This is a genomic window from Erwinia sorbitola (assembly GCF_009738185.1).
GTDB lineage: Bacteria > Pseudomonadota > Gammaproteobacteria > Enterobacterales > Enterobacteriaceae > Erwinia > Erwinia sorbitola.
In genome coordinates this window covers 73,213-91,617 of sequence record NZ_CP046509.1, presented here as the reverse complement: position 1 = coordinate 91,617, position 18,405 = coordinate 73,213, and the positions used below count along the sequence as shown (strand labels likewise).

Genomic DNA, 18,405 nt, shown 5'->3' with positions numbered 1-18,405 from the left:
CAACGCTAAGATAAGAAACAGGCAACAAGCCACGATCGGTCATAAGAAAAACGCGTTGCGAAATAAGTGACGGAACCCGGCAGAATAAGGATTTATGCGCATCTATGCGCATTTCCAGGCATGAAAAGCAGCCGCATAGTCTTTCAGCAACAGCAGATTATTTGGTGGAAAAAGAGAGGGAATAAGTCAGGAGTGATAACGGTGGAGAGTGCCTTGCCGGGTTACCACAGCAAGGCACTATTTCATCTCAGGTTACTGAGCATTGGCCGTGTTAAGGCTGTTTTGGATCGGCGCACCAGTTGTTGGCCTGCTTAATGCCACCGTTGGCTGAAGTGTAGCCCAGGCAACCCAGAATGGTGTCAAACAGCTCAACATGGCGGTGAGTTTTACCCGCTTTCTGCTCGGCCTGTAAGCGCTCAAAAGCACTCTTATTGTTCGGATCTGCCAGGTACTTATCCGATGCCCAGACAATCATTGGCACACGGAACTGCTCCGGCGGAGCCATACTGCGTGGCGTGCCGTGCAGGTGCATGTTTTCGCTAATCGACTCACCGTGATCGGCGGCGTAAAACACAATCGCTTTCTTATCGCGCAGCTGATCGAAGACGCTGTCCAGCATGGTATCGACATACAGAATGGAGTTGTCGTAGGCGTTAATCAGCATCTCTTTGCTACAGGTATCGTCCACGCCCATGCACTCCGGCTGGTAGCGGGCGAAATCACGCGGATAGCGCTGGGAATAGAGATAGTGAGAACCTTTGGTGTGCAGAATAACCAGATGCTTGCCTTTAGGGTGGTCATCAATAGATGATTTCAGCTCCGGTATCAGCAGCATATCGTCCACTGATTTACCCTGGTTACGTTTCTCTGAACCAATCTGCTCGCGGAAGGCGTAGCTGTCTGCATTAGTGTTGTTGTAGAACCACACCTCGCTCTGCATGGCGAAGAGATCCGAGCTGAAGCCCAGTGATTTCAGCACCGAAAAGACGTTTTGCTCTTTCAGCGTACGGCCCGGGTTATCCATGGTTCCCCCCTCGCGCACAAACATGCAGCGCAGAGAGAGCTTGGTGGAGGTATCGCAGGATTCACCACGGAATGCGACCAGGTTCTTCTCTTTCGACAGCTTAGGCGTGTTGTCACGCTCATAGCCCAGCAGGCCCATATGATCCCAGCGGGTAGTTTCCCCAATCACAAACACCACGTAGGTGTCATCCAGCCCTTTCGGCGCGGTATAGGTGAAGTTTTTCGCCGGGTCGAACAGGTCATCGCTGTCCATTTTCTCGTCGTAGCTGGTATAGGCAAACAGCCCCGCCGCCGTTAACCAGTTGGACGGCAGATAGGAGTGCGCCACTACGCCGCCATAACTCGGCAGGTCAATATTGGTCAGCTTCTCATTGGAGCTTTGGATCTTATCGAAATAGCGAATCGGTCCCCAGGTCAGCAGCAGTGCCAGCAGTAACGTCAGTAATGGCGTAATACGCTGCCCTGGCGTTTTAAGCTGCTCCAGCAGCGTCATACGCAGACTGCTCCACCAGATCAACGCCAGCGGGATCAGGCTCACCAGAATCATATAGAGGACAAAGTGGTAGCCCACTACCTCTTTAGACAGGTCGGTATCCGTGGTCATCACCGAGGCGACAATGCCGTAGCCAATCACCACGTTAAAGAATGCCATGTAGTAACTGGCTGAGACGGATATCAACACCATCAGGCTGGCGGTAATGCGCCAGAATTTTTTGCCGCCAAGCGACAGCACGCGCAGCAGGAAGAAGGTCAGCAGAACCGCTGCCACCACTTCAGCCAGAGCTGACAGCCATTGCATCATTTCAAACTTTATTAGAAAGGAATCAAACCGACGATAAAATACTGGAAGATTCAAAAACAGCCCGATGTAGACAGCCAGCAATAGCGATAACTTCTGCTGGGTAAACATTTTAATAGAATTCATTCAACCTTAATCCTGGCATAACCTAAACGATTGCTAAACGCGATCTGAACGCTAATCAGACCTTTGCATGGGGCCAGAGTTCGACCACAACACCGATAAACCTTTAGGCCATCCATAACCAGAGGATTCTGAAGAAAAAATGAGGGGTAACAGTCCATCGCAGGATGCGTAGTAAAACACACTACGCGGGCTGAGTCTGTGGACATGTGAAATTTCGGCATTTTACTGGTAAGCGAACCGGCATTATCTGACAGCGGTCACGGAAGGCTGGAAGGGTGGCAGACAAAAGCACCGCAGAAAAGTGTTGAAACAGAATGACAGCCGGGGCATCAGCCCCGGTCAGACGGCTTAGTTGATGATATTGAGTGTCACATCAATATTGCCCTGAGTGGCGTTAGAGTAAGGACAGACGATATGGGCAGCATCCACCAGCTTTTTCGCTTCAGCACTGTCCATACCCGGCAGGTGAATGTTGAGGGTAGCTTCGATGCCAAAGCCGGTCGGTAATGGGCCAATCCCCACTTCCCCTTCAACAAAAGCCTCTTTTGGCATAGTGAACTTGTCGCGGCCCGCAACGAACTTCATCGCACCGAGAAAACAGGCAGAATAACCGGCAGCAAACAGCTGCTCAGGGTTTGTCACATTACCACCAGCACCGCCCATCTCTTTCGGCAGGCCCAGCTGGATATCCAGCACACCATCGGAAGAGGTAGCACGGCCTTCACGACCACCGGTGGCTTTCGCTTTCGCACGGTAAACAACTTTTTCTAATGACATAAACAGTTTCCTTTTTGAATTAAATACGCGATTTAATCGCGCGCTATTTATATGGATAAAGGCTCTGCGATGGCACCCGCAAGGCGATTAACCGTTAAGATTATCGCGCAGCTGCTCCAGCTCGCCCTTCAGCGACATTAATTTTTCCAGCTCGCAGGCGGTGGCACAGCGTACCGACTCAGGAATACTCAGGGCCTGCTCCCGCAGCTCACGCCCCTGAGGCGTCAGCGTGACTACCACCTGGCGCTCATCGTTACGCGAACGCAGACGATTCAGCAGCCCGGCGCTTTCCAGGCGTTTCAGGAGCGGGGTCAGGGTTGCTGAGTCGAGGAACAGGCGTTCTCCAATCTCAGACACTGTGACATCATCCTGCTCCCACAGAACCATCATCACCAGATACTGTGGATAGGTGATATTCAGCGGAGCCAGCTGCTGCCGGTAGACTTTATGCAGCGCCAGATTGGCGGAGTAGAGCGCAAAGCAGAGTTGCTGGTCGAGCAACAGTGGCGCGTAGGCTGCTTTTTTGTCATCTTTATCTTTAGTCATGAAAACAATATAGGTAGTGCACTATCTAATTGCAAGCAACTTTATTGGCAGGGAGAATAACAATGCAGACACTGGAAGAACGGGCGCAGCGCTACGCCAGCAAAGCCCATGCCGCAGCGGATCAGCGCCGCAAATATACGGATGAGCCCTATATTGTACATCCGGCGGCCGTAGTGGAGCTGGTGCGCAGCGTCAGCGATGATGAAGAGATGCTGGCGGCGGCCTGGCTGCATGATACTGTCGAAGACACTGCCAGCACCCTGGAGGATATCCAAAGCCATTTCGGCGAACGAGTAGCGTCACTGGTCGAGATGCTGACCAACCGTGGCGCGGTTGCTGGTCAGAACCGTACGCAGCGTAAACTGGCGCATTTTCGCCACACCGGGCAGGCCTCTGCTGATGCACAAACCATCAAGCTGGCGGATATTATCGATAATACCCGATCGATTATTCATTTCGATCCGCATTTTGCCCGCGTCTATCTGATTGAGAAACGCATTCAGATCCGACTGCTCACCGCCGGTCATTCCGCTCTGTACCAAATGGCGGAACGCGTTATTGAACAAGGGATCGGACAGCTGGGGCAGCCGCCGCACAACGTGCCTGCCAGCTGGTTCGAATCACAGGAGAAAAAATATCATATATAACAATGCATTACGACAGAAAGTAATTGAAAATATTGCATTATGTGCGGCGAAGGCACTCAAAGCATAAAATGGCTAGTATCCATAGTTAACATCCCTATCATTGCCTCCTAATTTCGCCGGGAGGTAATATGACAGCTGATATCACAATAATAAGAAATAAAACACTCGCATTTTTGGGTTCTGCCCTGTTTCTCTGCCTTATGATGGGACTGGTCTTTGTTGATGTGGCCTGGATGAACGATGCGGTTCGCGAGGCCTCGCTGACTGAAGCGACTCAGGAAGTCATATTGTTAGTCATCACACTATTGTTCTTTTTCCGTGCCTGGCGTTCCCCGGCACAGCGCCAGATCGATCTGCTGGTAGGCGGTTTCTTCGGCTGTATGCTGATCCGCGAAATGGATTTTTTATTTGATAATTTATCCCACGGTAGCTGGTTCTGGTTTGCCCTTACACTGACACTGGCTTGTGTAGCCACCGCGTTGCGCGACCCGCGAGCTATTGTCTCCGGGCTGGCTGCTTTTATGAGCCATCCGGCCTGGGGCATGATGTCTGCTGGTATGCTGACTATTCTGGTCTTCTCAAGGCTGTTCGGCGTTCATCAGCTCTGGGAACATCTGATGCTTGGGAGCTATACCCGCACGGTAAAAAATATGGCGGAAGAAGGAAGCGAACTACTGGGTTACACCCTGTGCCTGTTCGCCACTATTCACTATTTCTGGCTGAACAAACGCCACACCTGAAATTTCAGGGGCCGCGCCTCTGGCATAAATTATCGAGGATTCTTTTTGCCCTGCGTCATACTCAGTTTTAGGATGATTTAGCGTGCGATTTTAGAGGTCAGGCACCCGCTTCTCGTGCCTGACCAGACTTCAGGATTTACTGGAGATACTGCGGCTTAGGAGCCAGCGCATATCATTTTGACAGATGTTATCCCGCGAGCGGCGTTTACAGTTGGTGTGACTTTGTGAGGGTTTTTTAACGTCTTCAGGGGTTAAAAGCACGTTTTCAACAAGGATTTCATGGCACAAATGGCGCGAACCCGGAGCTTTGATTTTGCGCGTCTGGCAACGGACAATGTTATTTTTACGAATAATATAGGAAATCTGGAAGGAAGCACGACGTTCTGTAATAGCAAAGGCGGCAGAGATCTGCTTACGGTCTATCCACGTCCGCTGACGATAGCACCATAGCGCAATAAGAAGATACAACGGCCTGTCAGCATAATCTTTAAGTTCCTCCGGGACACATCCACCATCATGATTGCTTTGAGCCACAACCTTGGCGAGTCTCACCTTCTTCTCATCTACATAAGCTAAGATCTTATTCATTATATAGTTCGCTATCCCATAATCGAAAAAATCCCCCCACCTTAAAGCGCAGATGGGGGGAAAATTAACAGACAGTTACCAGGAGTAATTCAATCCGACGTTGGCCTGCCACGGGCGTTCGATATCATCGCCTTTGGTGTAGTTAAAGCTGGCGTAACCTCCGATATCCTTCATCAGTTTCACTTCAGCGCCAGCACCAACCCGAACTGCCGCACCATCGATACTGTTGTTCAGGTTAACGTTGTTCAGCTTCACTTCATTGCTGTCAGCAAATTCGTTGAGGCCTGCCAGGTGGAAGTAAGGCTTGATATAACCCTGATTAATTTCAAAGGTATAACCTACGTCAGCACCAATCTCACCTTGCAGTGATTTATAATCATCACTGCTCACAACCATGCCGTTATTCATGGTGTAGTGCGCCCCATCAATCGTACGGCCAGTGACTTTGGCGTATGGTTCAGCGAAGAAGCCCTGATCAGCCCACGCGTAACCTACGGTCATACCCAGTCCGTAGCCGTTAGTTGAGAAGTTGGAACGCGAGCGCTGACCATCCAGCATACGAACGTCGCCGCTGTTGCTAAAGTGGTCAAACTGAGCAGCGGTATCAACAAAGACGCCATTGCTGAACTGACGGGAGAGATAGAACTGCGCACCGTAGCTGTCCAGGTCGCCGCTGCTGTTCATCACGCTCAAATCAGAACGTGCAGAAGAGAAGGCCACGCCAGCTAACCAGCTGCCATCTTTTGCATCAAACCGATTATCTACACCCAGCATGACGCCATGGGTATCCAGCTTGTAGGCTGCTCCAGCACTGGTGGTGTTTTTGTTCTTACCACCGAAGTAGGAGAGCCAGACGCCGCCATCATCTTCTGCATGACGTGCTGCCTTCAGATGCTGTGTTAACGCATCATTTTCCATGCTGGCAATATTGACCTGCGACGCAGCCATGCTTAACGCAGTGGCGGCGCTATTTGACAGATGGCCGTTGTTTTTAAAGTAAACGTTACGTTCGTTATGAACGGTATCGTTAAACACATCGACGGCATCGTACTGCCAGATACCCATTTCTGTACGTCCGTAGAAATGCGCATTGCTGCCGCTGTTTTGATAGTTAACAAAGCTGTGCGGGTTATATCGGCTGGCCGAGTTCACATCACCACGAGCGGCGATGTAGCCCTGCTTAACATAAGGCTCAACGCCAGAGTTAGCGATGTCCAGCTTATATGAACCCTGTGCCGAGCCTTTTACCTGAATCGAACCAAAGGTATATGCGCCACCCAGATTCATCAGCGGATCAACCACAGCCTTACCGATATTAATCAGTGATGTCAGGTTATTGCCCTTGCTGTCTTTATCCTGTGAAAGGTTTCCGTGAACCACGACACGTGCAGCACCCACATCTTCATAACGACCGCGACCGCCCAATGTTGCATGGTCGGTTTCCAGGTTGATCATGTTCAGCGTGGAGGCAGACAGGTTCAGGTCGTGCACATCGCTAATTGCCAGACCGCCGTCAGCTGTTGCAGCAGCATTCCATACCGCACCGCTTTTAACATTGAGGTCAGGGTGCCAGGAGAGCACGTTAGTACCACCCACAATGAAATCAGGCTGTGCTACTGAAGTAATACCCGCAACACGACCATTCAGGGTGCTGTGGTTAAGATTAACAGTCACCGGAGTCCATGCTGCACCCGCATTCGCCAGCAGAGTCTGGTTAGCGCTGCTTACTGCATTTTTATAGATAGCCGTTGCAGATGTGGAGCCTGTGATATCAGCTTCTGACAACGTTACCGGACTATTATTGGCGGTCACATCAATCAGCTGTACGCTGTAACCCGTTTGACCAGAGGCAGTAATATCACCGTTAACCACACTGTTGTTCGCGATATTCAGCGTGGTGCCGTTATGGTGACGGTCGAGCAGGTGAGAATTCGCCACGGCAGCGCCATTGGCAACGTAGTGACCAGTTTTGCTGTCACGTACCACGTTGACAGTAATGGTCGGGCGATAGCCGTCATGATTCAGCTGTACATCACCATTAAGCGTGGAGTTGTTCACATCAACACGGTTCGCGTGACCAGAAAGGCTCAGTGCATTGCCCGCATGGTTAACGCCGCCGGTGAGGGTAGATTTATTCCCGATAGAGACGAACAGACCAGATCCGGTGATCGCCACCGCCGTTGAGCTGTTATCAGCGTAACGGTCGTAGGATGTGTAGTTGCGATAGCCGCCGTTATTGTTATCGTCGTGACGGACAGCCGCGATGTTCTTCGCGGTGATTTGTGCATTATCCAGCACGACATTGGCGGTTTTGGCAACCTGATGAGTCAGTACACCGGATGAAACAGTCTGCCCGTTCTGATCAAACTGATGGTTGATACTGCTGCTATTGATGCTTAACCCGGTAGCAAATGGACGCTCATTGAAGACATGTTCGTTACCATGCAGGTCACCGTTCGCACCTGAAGCACCCACACGTACAGAGTCTTTATCCAGCGTGTTGTCGATGGTGGTATTTTTCACGATCAGCACATCACGCGCACGCTGATTGCCGCTGTTTTCCTGAAGATTACCGTTAACAGAAACGGCAGCGGTCACGTCATTTTGCAGACTGACCACTTTGGAATAGATAGCCGCATCAGCCAGGCCAAAGTTACCGCCCGCGTTGGTGATCGGTTTGATGTAAACATCTGAGTTTCGATCCAGCGCCAGAGATGCAGTGACGGTCAGTGGGATTTTCTTGCCTGTCTTATCCAGAGCAAAGGTGCCGTCGGCATTTTTCTGATATTTGATGGCACCCGCAGCATCGCGCTGATACAGCGTTACTGACTGAGTTTTCTGGTAACGATTGCTGGCTGTGCCCATTTTCAGGCCATTAACAACGCCAACCGGCGCAGAATAACCATTCTTGTGTGCAGCATGAACCTGACGCTGACCGTGCAGCGCGCGCTGGTAATCTTCGTCGATCAGGTAGTTAACGTCACCGCTGAGGCTGGCAGCGTTAGCATCCATATAACCTTTATAGCCGCTGCTATTGAGCAACGCCTCAAATCCGGGGGTATCAGGGTTGATGTTAACCCAGCGGGAACCAGTCAGGGTGTTATTAACCACGGTCAGGTTATCACCACCAATAAATACTGCACCGCCGCCAGAATAGTGATTCTGGGTATTATGGCTCAGTGCCGTGATATCTTTTACTGCGGGAGTCACGCCTGCGGCGTAAGCAGCACTACTCAAACCGACGATAACGGATACCGTCAGTGCACTCAGCCTGAAACTGTTTTTTTTCATCACTGCAATTCCTTTTTATAAAAAACAATTAAACAGTCGCCTCTCTGGTAACTGTTTTTACTCATCTTTTTATTTAAAAGAAAACCCTCCACACCAGGAATATATTCCACCCGGCACAGAAAATTAACGCAACATAATTTCCATAAGAAGTGGTTACGCCAACTACTAATAGCCTCTTTAAATTTAAATAGAGTGCGAAGAAGTCTGTGTATTGCAGCTAATTGTTGTAAAGTGACAATAAATGATCTTCTCGATCAATTTTATTGATCAACTGATTCAAGGGTGATTTGACTTAAGTTCTGCACCATCAACCACTAACACTATGTTTATAAACAACAACAATCTTCAGAAACAACCGCAACAAACAGCATAAACTATCGCGGAATCGCAAAATCAATTAAAAAAAATGAAATAATTGAATTCGGTTTAAATTTCACTTTATTTTAAAAAACCAAAAAAATCAGAAGCTGAATTTAAATTTAATCATATTTTGATAACAGGCTAACGGTTATTTAATCGCCTTGTCACCTTGAGGCGCCAACCAAAAAAATGAACCATCAACAAATGTATTCACATAAAATGGATAAATTATTATTGTTTAAAAAGCGCACAATAAAAATGACCATAAAAAAACACAAACTATTTTTTAAAAATTAAAAAAACATCAATGCTATTTTTTTATTTCATCGCTCTGATAATAAATTTTTCCACTGAAAACGTTAATCCACCACCGCCTGTCTTGCCCAGACAACGCCTGCATCTTCCAGGTGTCATCAATCTTTAATAAAAAGTTCATTCAGGCTCGTTAGCTTAAGCCCACTCCTTATTACAAAGACGCAAAGCTGGCATGAGCTATCTCTCTCTACACCATATCCACAAAGCCTGGGATACAAAAACCGCACTGAACAACATCAGTTTTGAGGTGGCAGAGGGCGATTTTATTGCACTACTCGGGCCTTCAGGCTGCGGCAAGTCGACTATGCTGCGCACCATTGCCGGGCTGGAATCGGCCGACAGTGGCGCAATCTATTTCCAGCAGAAAGATGTGACCGCCCTGCCACCGTCACAGCGAAAGCTGTCGATGGTGTTCCAGTCTTATGCGCTATTCCCACACCTTAACGTTCGAGAAAATCTGCTGTTCGGGCTTCGCGCACGCGGTGAAGATAAACGCCACTTTCCGGCACGTCTGGCAGATGTCAGCCGCCTGATGGAGCTGGAACCGCTGCTCGAACGCCTGCCATCACAGCTCTCCGGTGGGCAGCAGCAGCGTGTGGCGCTGGGGCGGGCGGTGATTGCCAACAATAAGCTGTGTCTGATGGATGAACCGCTCTCCAACCTCGATGCCAAGCTGCGCCAGAGTATGCGCCGCGAAATCCGCGCCATTCAGAAGAAGCTCGGCCTGACGATGCTCTACGTAACCCACGACCAGACCGAAGCAATGAGCATGGCCGATAAAATCATTTTGCTGAACGATGGCACCATCGAGCAACACGACACCCCGGACAATCTCTACAACAACCCGGCCAGCATTTTTGCTGCGCAGTTTATCGGTGCACCGCCGATGAACATTATCCCGCTGCGGCGCGAAGCCACGCATCACTACCTCGGCGAAATGCCCATTCCGGTGGTGCAGTACGCCGCTGAAACCGCGTTAAGCCTGGGATTACGTGCGGAAGATATCCAGCTGACGGCCGCCGAGAATGCGGCGCTAACCGGCAGGGTCATCAGCTACGAATATATGGGCGCAGACACCCTGCTGGTATGCCAGATCGCCGCCTGCAAGGAGCCAGTCACCGTCAAGGTTGCCGGGATGAAACGCTTTAGTGAACACAGCCTGGTCGGGCTGCAATGGAGCGCGACAAAGCAATATTTCTTTACCAGCGCCAGCGGCAAGCGCTGCTATGGCGCGGAACAGAACTTTTTACCGTCAGAACAAAAATACGCCGTTTAACTACGTTTTTATCGCTTAAGGGAAAACCATGTCTCCAGCTCTTCATTTTTCACGCCTGACGTCTGCCCTGCTGCTCTGCGCTGCGTCGTCCGCTTTTGCCGCCGAACCGGTGAAACTCCAGATGTACTACCCGATAGCCGTGGGCGGTAAGATCAGCCACACCGTCGATACGCTGGTTGCTGACTTCGAAAAGCTGCATCCCGACGTAACAATTCAGCCGGTATATACCGGTGATTACGCCACCACCGTGACAAAAGCTCTGACGGCTTTTCGCGGCGGCAATGCTCCGCAGCTGGCGGTGATTGGCGATATTGAGGCTTATTCGCTGATCGACGCAGGGGCTATCACCGCCGCCAGCGATCTGGCAAATGACGCCGAGGGGAAACAGTGGATTGACGGGTTCTATCCGGCGTTTCTGCGTCATATTGAAGGCAAGGTGTGGGGCATCCCTTTCCAGCGCTCAACGGTGGTGATGTACTGGAACAAACAGGCGTTTGAAAAAGCAGGCCTGGACGGCAATACCCCACCAGCAAACTGGCAGCAGGTGGTCGATTTTGGGAAAAAACTGGTGATAAAAGACGATAAGGGCGTCAGCCAGTGGGGCATTGAAATTCCTTCCACGCCAAATGGTTACTGGAACTTTCAGGGTCTGGCCGCCACCAACGGCAGCCGCCTGGATAACGGCAAAGGAACTGCGGTGACGTTTAATACGCCAGCCAATATCGAAACATTGCAGTGGCTGACCAATCTGGGTCAGAAAGAGGGCGTGTCACCGAAGGGAGCGATTGCATGGAGCACCACGCCACAGGACTTTATCAGCGGTAAAACGGCGATGATGGTCACCACGACGGGCAACCTGACTACGGTGCGTGACAATGCAAAATTCCCATTCGGCGTTGCGATGTTGCCGGAGAAAACCCAGCGCGGCAGCCCAACCGGCGGCGGTAACCTTTATGTGTTTAAAAACGCCACCCCGGAACAGCAAAAAGCCGCTATGACCTTTATTCGCTGGGTCTCTGCCCCTGAGCAGGCAGCGCGCTGGAGCATCGCCACCGGCTATGTTGCCACTTCACCGGCCGCATGGGACACCGCTGTAATGCGGGATTACGTTAAACAGGTACCGCAGGCGCTGGTTGCGCGTGAACAGCTGAAATACTCACAGCCGGAGCTGTCGACCTATAACAGCGTACAGATTCAGGAAACCCTGAACCATGCGATCGAAGCCGCCGTTACTCAGGAGAAAACCCCTGCCCAGGCGCTGGAATCAGCACAGAAGCAGGCCGATCGCCTGCTGAAACCTTACCAGTAACGGATCTCTATGAGCTCTCTTCACACCGCGGTTCCTGCTGCACGCCAGCGTGGCCTGTCAATACAGATCTATGGCTATCTGCTGCTGTTACCGGCGCTGGGTTTTCTGCTGACGTTTACCCATTACCCGGCGGTTGCCACGATGTGGGAGAGCCTGTTCTCAGCGTCACGCAACGGGCATCCGGCGCAGTTTGTCGGTCTGGATAACTACGCGGCGCTGCTGGATGACGACATTTTTATGCTGTCGCTGCGTAATAATCTGCTGTATGCGGCGGTCACTATTCCGCTGTCGGTCGGGCTGGCTCTGCTAATGGCGCTGGCCGTTAATCGCCGCCTGCGCGGCAGTGCGCTGACCCGCGCGGCATTTTTTATACCGTCACTGCTGCCGATGATCGCCATCGCCAATTTGTGGCTATTTTTCTATACGCCACAGCTCGGCCTGCTGAACCAGCTGCTGGCGCTATTTTCCCTGCCGCCCGTCAACTGGCTGGGGGATCCCGACAGTGCACTCTGGAGCCTGATGGCGGTCTCCGTGTGGCGCGAAGCCGGTTTCTTTATGATTTTCTACCTGGCAGCTTTGCAGCAGATTGACCCGCGACTGAGCGAAGCGGCAGAGATCGAAGGTGCCTCACGGGGCCATTTCTTCCGACGTATACAGTGGCCGCTGCTGATGCCAACCACGCTGTTTATTCTGATTAACGCCTCGATGAATGCTTTTCGCATCGTCGACCAGGTGATCGCCATGACCAACGGCGGCCCCAATAACAGCAGCAGTCTCCTGCTGTTTTATATCTACCGTACCGCCTTCAGCTTCTGGGATTTACCGGCAGCTTCGGCAATGACCGTGGTGCTGCTGGTGATCCTCGGCGCTATCGCCTTAATCAAATTCAACCTGCTGGATAAGCGAGCCCATTACCAATGAGCCTGACGATGACGCTTCCCGCCCGGCCATTCTCCGCAGGCCGCCTGTGCCTGAATCTGGCGATCTGGCTGGCGGCGCTACTGTGGTTTTTACCTATTCTGGTGGCGATTTGGGTCGCCATTCATCCGGCGGCAGATCAGGGCACCTTTGTGCTGTTTTCCCCGCTGACGACACAGAATTTTGTTGATGCCTGGCATGCCGCGCCGTTTGCCCGTTACTTCCTTAACACTACGCTGCTGGTGCTGATGATTGTCGTCTGCCAGCTGCTGCTGGCTACCATGGCAGCCTATGCCCTGGTTCGTTTTCGCCTGAAGTTCTCCGGACTGCTGTTTGCACTGATCCTGTTGCAGCTGATGATCAGTCCCGACGTACTGATCCTCAACAACTACAAAACCGTGGGAGCGCTGGGGCTGCGCGACAGTCTGTGGGGTATTGCGTTGCCTTATTTAGCCTCGGCCTTTGCTATTTTCCTGCTGCGCCAGACATTCAAAAGCATTCCGCTGGTGCTGGAAGAGGCGGCAATCGTCGAGGGAGCCAGCCGCTGGACGATTCTGCGCCGTATCTATGTGCCGCTGGCCAGGCCGGTGTATATCGCCTTCGCGCTGGTGTCGATCAGCTTTCACTGGAATGATTTCCTCTGGCCGCTGGTGATCACCGACTCGGTTAACGTGCGACCCATTACCGTCGGTTTACAGCTGTTTTCTGCTCCGGAACAGGGGGTGCAGTGGGCGCTGGTCGGTGCTGCAACGTTGATGACTTCAATGCCGCTGCTGGTGCTGTTCCTGATTTTTCAGCGTCAGTTTGTTCAGTCTTTTATGCGGTCAGGTATCCGCTAACGGAGGTAATTATGTCTTTTGCAACCACTCCGCATCCGCTTTCCCCTCTGCAACGCCAGGCGTTGGGCGCTGCCGCAATGCTTTACCAGCCGCCGGTAATGCGTTCCACTCATCCGGCTGACAGCACGCTGCGATTTGGTCTGATTGCCGACCCGCAGTACGCGGATGTTGACGCGGATGTCGCTAAAAATCTCTATTACCGCCATGCGCTGCACAAACTGCCAGAGGCGATCGCGACATTTAATCGCCAGCCGCTCGATTTTGTCGTAACGCTGGGCGACCTGGTGGATCGCCATTGGTCAAGCTACGCGGCGCTGCTGCCACTGTATGAGACGCTGCACCATCCGCACGCGATTGTGATTGGTAACCATGATGCGCAGGTGATTTCCGATCGCCTGAAAGCGGCGCATACCCCACCGGCGGGTTTACCGAAAAGCTACTATCAGTTTCGCCTGGCGGGCTATCGTTTTATCGTTTTCGACGGTAATGACATCAGCCTTTACTGCAATCAGGGCAACGGTGATGAACGCCAGCTGGCGAAAACCATGCTTGCCGATCTGCTGGCGCGCCATCAGCCGCAGGCCGAACCCTGGAATGGTGCGGTGGGCAGCGCCCAGCTCGCATGGATTGAGGTTCAGCTGCAACAGGCGCAGCAGCTGGGGGAAACGGTCGTGGTCTTTGGCCACTATCCGCTGACGCCACATACCGGCCATATTCTGTGGAACGGTGATGTACTGGCCGATCTCCTGTGCCGCTATCAGGTACGCGCCTGTTTTACCGGGCACGATCATCGCGGCGGCTATGTGCGGCGTGAGAATACCGACTTTGTCATCATGAAAGGGATGCTCGATGGGGCAAAAGAAGTGCCTTTTGCGATTGTGGAAGTAGTGGATGGCGTAGTAACTGTACGGGGATATGGCAACGAAATCAGTCGGATACTTACCAAAAATTAGTTGTTATCAGATCTGCTTCAATTTTTTTTACTGCTAAAATGTGTAAAGTCCCCCGTTTTGACAAGAAGGAACTTTGTCGTGCTGGATCTGCTCCCACTTTCCGCTTATCTGGTTCTGGCGGTCACCTTGCTGGTGGCCTATGTGATTTTTGGCATGGCTGGCTTCGGCAGCGCCCTGATCGCCAGCCCGGTAATGGCGCTCTATCTTCCTGTGGCGAAAATTGTGCCACTGCTGGCGCTGCTGGATATGTGCGCCGCTGTCGTTAACGTCAGCCGCGACGGCCGCAGCGCCGCCTGGCCTGAATTAAAACGCCTGGTACCGCTGATGATAGCTGGCAGCCTCGTGGGTTCCGCGCTCCTGTTAACCACCCGTCCGGATATCCTGCTGCTGGCGCTGGGGCTGTTTGTTATCGCCTATGCCCTTTACTCCCTGAGCGGCCTGAAGCCTCAGCGTCAGTTTTCGCATAAAGCCAGCGTGCCTTTTGGGCTGACAGGCGGCGTGTTCAGCGCGCTGTTCGGCAGCGGCGGCTTTATTTATGCCATCTACCTGAGCGGACGTATCGAGAATAAAGAGACGCTGCGCATCACCCAGACCACGCTGATTGGCCTGAGCACTCTGACTCGCGTGGTGATTTTTGCCCTCGCCGGGGTGTATATGGATAAAAACCTGCTGCTGCTGGCGGCAGCTTTGCTGCCCGGGATGCTGATTGGTATTACGCTGGGGCGACATTTCACCCTCAGAATGTCGCGTGAACAGTTTCTCAAGATGCTCAATGTGCTGCTGCTGACCTCCGGTGCCATGCTGATACTGCGATATATCAGCTAACTCCGGCGATCCTGACCTCGGCCGGGTTCTATGGAGCGCGACTCATCATGCATCATCACGATCCTAATCCCCCTTCACGGCTAATTAGCGTAACTTGATGAATTAAAATCACTATGGCCCGTATCTGAATGAAGAGGTTGTGGGCGAAGCGCTTGAACCCTTCCGTGACCGGGTGATAACAACAGTCCGCCAGGATTTCCGGCGGACTGTTTTGCCTGATGGTATCAGTTCACGTTAAAAGTTGTACTGCACACCAATACGCAGACGCGTCTGTCTGTCATCAGCGGTTTTTCTGACAGAAACATCACCCACCTGCACATACGGCGTCCACTGCTTATTAATATTGTAGGCAACCTTCAGATCCTGCTCATAATCCCACTTGTCGTTATCATATAAAACCTGATCGCTGTGTTTATAAATATAGTTATATTCAAAGCGCCAGTCGGCAAGACGATAGCCAAGCCAGAATTCACCCCGGTTGGTTTTCTTATCTTCGGTATTTTCTTTGGTCGAACGCGTATATTCGTAACGATAGCGCACATTGAAATAGATGCCGCTGTCGAACTGGTATCCGGTGGTCAGAAACGGCTTATAGATACTGTTGTCTGAACTGGATTCCAGGGTGAATCCCGGTTGCAGGAACCAGGCCGGGGTCACCTTATACTGATAGCTTATGGTACTCTCCGTACCGTTATCCACCAGATTGTTAAAGGCTTTATTCTCATTTTCACCGCCCGATTTCCACTTGGCTTCCAGTGAAAAACCAAAGCCATTATCAAAGCGATGTGACACCATCGCCCGGTCTTTATGTTGTTTACTGTCGTCCAGCCACTCATGGCGAAGGTCGATAGTCACGGCCTGGCTGCTGGCGCTGGCCAGCAGCAGACCGCAGAGCAGCAGTCTGTTATTTTTCATTTTGGTATCCCAGAGATATTGATATTATTTTTGGATCTTAGTTTTGATTAATTCACTCTTTGTCACGCTATAAAAATAATTACTGTCATCAGCCTTTCCGCTGACCACATCGTCATATTTTCCCGGCACCGTACGCAGCGAAATATTGCCGCTAAAGGTACCCTGCTTGTCCGGCGTAGTGTAAGGCGACGGACGGAACAGGAAGTTAAAGCGATGATTATCCAGCGCCCGGTTATTCTCAACGCTCAACGCTCCGGGGTTAAAGTTATCGCTGAAGCCATCCATACCGTTTTCCAGCGCCACATTGCTGCGCACCACATGCGCTACCGGCAGCCCCTCGCCCCCGAGCTTGAAACCGTTACTACCGTTATTGACCGAAAGGCTGTTTTCGATCGTCACGCTGCCGTTCGGCCCGTCTTCAATTTTGTTAAACAGGTCGAAACCGTCGTCGATGTTGTCATGGGAATAGCAGTTCACCAGGCGGTTGCCCTCACCGACACGCATTTTCACCGCAAAGCCGTCAGCGTTTTTCCGCCCCGGATCCTGATTGCCCCAGGACTCGGCGTTGCTGATCAGGTTATGACTGGCCCACAGCGCACGGCCAATACCGTCCGGCGATGCCACCCAAATGCCAGTATCATCGGCATGATGGGCGCGAACGCGGTCGATATGGTTGTAACTCCCGGCAATATGAAAGCTTTTCTGCGTCACCGTAATGCCCTGAATATGCCAGTAGCTGCCGTCGAGTTTGAGTCCGTTAAACACGACGTTGCTGCCCTGAGGCCGCAGCGTTTTCGGCTGCTTCCCGGTGCCGCTGGCCGTAGCCGGAATAACGCTGGCCGGATACTCGCCCTCCGCCAGCCACAGCGTGCCGCCCGGAGCTAATAGATTGACCGCACTGGCAAAATCGAGCGGATGTTCGCGTGAACCGTCGTTCCCGGCCGTGCCCTGCGCTGAGGCGTACAGCTCATCCGGGTTACTGACCTGCGCCAGGGTTAACGGGTAGCTCTGATTCAGGGGGTGGCCGTTATCGGGGGTGAAAGCAACGTTCAGCACGCTCTCTGCCGCTGTTGCATGAACCGGCACCGTTACCACCTCACCGCCACGTACGGTTTTTGCATGCAGCAGTGCTTTCCCGCCATGTTTGATGGAGAGCTTGCCGTTACCGTTGGTGCGAAGCTGGAAGAGGCCGTCACGCCGGGTCAGAATCGGCGATGACATCACTTCAATTCGCGATTGCAGGGCGGGTGCCACATAAGGCACGCCCGGCTGGGTGTGGGCATCACTGAGCGTCAGCGTGGCGCGGTGCACGGTGATGCTGGCATTACGCGCGGCGAAAAATCCAGCGTAATAGTGGGTTTTATCCAGCTGCGTGATGCGGTCTGCGCCCGGTATGCTTTTGCTGCTCCAGTCGCCGCCCTGAGGCGCATAGGCCACCTCAAACCCGCTATCTGTCCGGGCCAGACGCAGGGAAAAATGCTGCGGGCTGGTCAGCAGATGATAGGGTTCGCGCACAATGCCAATACCGGTGTTGCCCCAGGGCTGTTGCACGCCCTGCCTGGCAATCAGCGCTATCTCTGCCGGCTTGTCGCCTGTCGCCATGACACTATTCATCACCATATTCGACGCAGCCGGTAGCTCTTCAATGCCCGGTTTTACCTCTGGCGCGCGCGCAGGCCCTAAAATATCGCGCACTAACAGCCCGGCACCCTCCTGCCCGGCCGGTTTTGCACCATTTTCCGGGCCAAACTGGTTAAGCGTGATCTCGGCTTCCAGCCGGAAGTTGGCATCAGCTGGCAGACGCGTGTAGAAGAAGGTCAGGCCATCGTGACTGTTGCCGATTTTCCCGCCACGGCTTTCAAGCGTAAACGGCGTGGTCAGCAGGCTGCCCTCTGCCGCAACCGCTTTACCGTCGGCCAGCAGGGTTTCATTTCTGCCAATTTTTTCCGCCAGCACGTTAGTGGCAAAATTAACGTCGGTCGACTGACCAAAAGTGATGCTGTGCCAGACCAGCTTGCCGGTTTCCGGCAGCGCAGCCACGGCGGACGCACTCAGCCCGAGGGACAACGTGATAATACACAGTTTGCGTTCCCACATATCGTTCTTATCCTTTACGCGCAGGGTACCGCTGGCCGGTTTCCCGGCCAGTCGGTGAGTG

Annotated in this window: 15 protein-coding genes; 8 read left to right on the top strand and 7 right to left on the bottom strand. The window is 52.4% G+C overall.

Going from position 1 to position 18,405, the window contains the following annotated elements; genetic code table 11:
- Positions 1-271: 271 nt before the first annotated feature.
- The 3 genes from eptB to GN242_RS00410 all read right to left on the bottom strand — a co-directional run bounded on the left by eptB (position 272) and on the right by GN242_RS00410 (position 3,271).
- Complete coding sequence (eptB, locus tag GN242_RS00420; RefSeq protein ID WP_154753337.1) at positions 272-1,948, bottom strand: kdo(2)-lipid A phosphoethanolamine 7''-transferase; 1,677 nt, start codon at positions 1,946-1,948, stop codon at positions 272-274.
- A gap of 348 nt (positions 1,949-2,296) precedes the next feature.
- Positions 2,297-2,725, bottom strand: coding sequence for an organic hydroperoxide resistance protein (locus tag GN242_RS00415; RefSeq protein ID WP_154753336.1), 429 nt, complete (start codon positions 2,723-2,725; stop codon positions 2,297-2,299).
- Positions 2,726-2,812: 87 nt separating this feature from the next.
- A complete protein-coding gene (locus tag GN242_RS00410) occupies positions 2,813-3,271 on the bottom strand; it encodes a MarR family winged helix-turn-helix transcriptional regulator (protein WP_154753335.1) in 459 nt (152 codons plus the stop codon).
- Positions 3,272-3,333: 62 nt separating this feature from the next.
- Between GN242_RS00410 and GN242_RS00405 the strand changes: the two genes are divergently transcribed.
- Together GN242_RS00405 and GN242_RS00400 are read left to right on the top strand one after the other, a co-directional pair.
- Positions 3,334-3,918, top strand: a complete 585-nt coding sequence (locus GN242_RS00405) for an HD domain-containing protein (protein ID WP_154753334.1) — start codon at positions 3,334-3,336, stop codon at positions 3,916-3,918.
- A gap of 128 nt (positions 3,919-4,046) precedes the next feature.
- Positions 4,047-4,658: a hypothetical protein gene (locus tag GN242_RS00400; protein WP_154753333.1), complete on the top strand. Its 612-nt coding sequence runs from the start codon at positions 4,047-4,049 to the stop codon at positions 4,656-4,658.
- A gap of 129 nt (positions 4,659-4,787) precedes the next feature.
- On the opposite strand, the gene GN242_RS00395 is transcribed toward GN242_RS00400, so the two are convergent.
- Entirely contained in the window at positions 4,788-5,246 is a 459-nt protein-coding gene (locus GN242_RS00395; RefSeq protein WP_154753332.1) for a CaiF/GrlA family transcriptional regulator, read from the bottom strand.
- Between the two features lie 75 nt (positions 5,247-5,321).
- Positions 5,322-8,537: an autotransporter outer membrane beta-barrel domain-containing protein gene (locus GN242_RS00390; protein ID WP_154753331.1), complete on the bottom strand. Its 3,216-nt coding sequence runs from the start codon at positions 8,535-8,537 to the stop codon at positions 5,322-5,324.
- A gap of 847 nt (positions 8,538-9,384) precedes the next feature.
- On the opposite strand from GN242_RS00390, the gene GN242_RS00385 reads away from it, so the two are divergent.
- The 6 genes from GN242_RS00385 (at position 9,385) to GN242_RS00360 (ending at position 15,332) form a co-directional block, all read left to right on the top strand.
- Positions 9,385-10,488, top strand: a complete 1,104-nt coding sequence (locus GN242_RS00385; RefSeq protein WP_156286719.1) for an ABC transporter ATP-binding protein — start codon at positions 9,385-9,387, stop codon at positions 10,486-10,488.
- A 28-nt stretch (positions 10,489-10,516) separates the two neighbouring features.
- Positions 10,517-11,797, top strand: a complete 1,281-nt coding sequence (locus GN242_RS00380; RefSeq protein ID WP_156286718.1) for an ABC transporter substrate-binding protein — start codon at positions 10,517-10,519, stop codon at positions 11,795-11,797.
- A gap of 9 nt (positions 11,798-11,806) precedes the next feature.
- Positions 11,807-12,718, top strand: a complete 912-nt coding sequence (locus tag GN242_RS00375; RefSeq protein ID WP_156286717.1) for a carbohydrate ABC transporter permease — start codon at positions 11,807-11,809, stop codon at positions 12,716-12,718.
- Between the two features lie 8 nt (positions 12,719-12,726).
- Positions 12,727-13,554, top strand: coding sequence for a carbohydrate ABC transporter permease (locus GN242_RS00370; RefSeq protein ID WP_374189546.1), 828 nt, complete (start codon positions 12,727-12,729; stop codon positions 13,552-13,554).
- An 11-nt stretch (positions 13,555-13,565) separates the two neighbouring features.
- A complete protein-coding gene (locus GN242_RS00365) occupies positions 13,566-14,507 on the top strand; it encodes a metallophosphoesterase (protein WP_154753326.1) in 942 nt (313 codons plus the stop codon).
- 78 nt (positions 14,508-14,585) lie between these two features.
- On the top strand, positions 14,586-15,332 hold the full coding sequence (locus tag GN242_RS00360) for a sulfite exporter TauE/SafE family protein (protein ID WP_156286716.1): 747 nt from the start codon (positions 14,586-14,588) through the stop codon (positions 15,330-15,332).
- Positions 15,333-15,566: 234 nt separating this feature from the next.
- Here GN242_RS00360 and GN242_RS00355 read toward each other — a convergent pair whose 3' ends face one another.
- Both GN242_RS00355 and GN242_RS00350 read right to left on the bottom strand, forming a co-directional pair.
- Positions 15,567-16,247, bottom strand: a complete 681-nt coding sequence (locus GN242_RS00355; protein ID WP_154753324.1) for an oligogalacturonate-specific porin KdgM family protein — start codon at positions 16,245-16,247, stop codon at positions 15,567-15,569.
- 24 nt (positions 16,248-16,271) lie between these two features.
- Positions 16,272-18,344 (bottom strand): right-handed parallel beta-helix repeat-containing protein, encoded by a 2,073-nt coding sequence (locus GN242_RS00350; RefSeq protein ID WP_156286715.1) that lies wholly within the window; start codon positions 18,342-18,344, stop codon positions 16,272-16,274.
- Positions 18,345-18,405 lie beyond the last annotated feature (61 nt).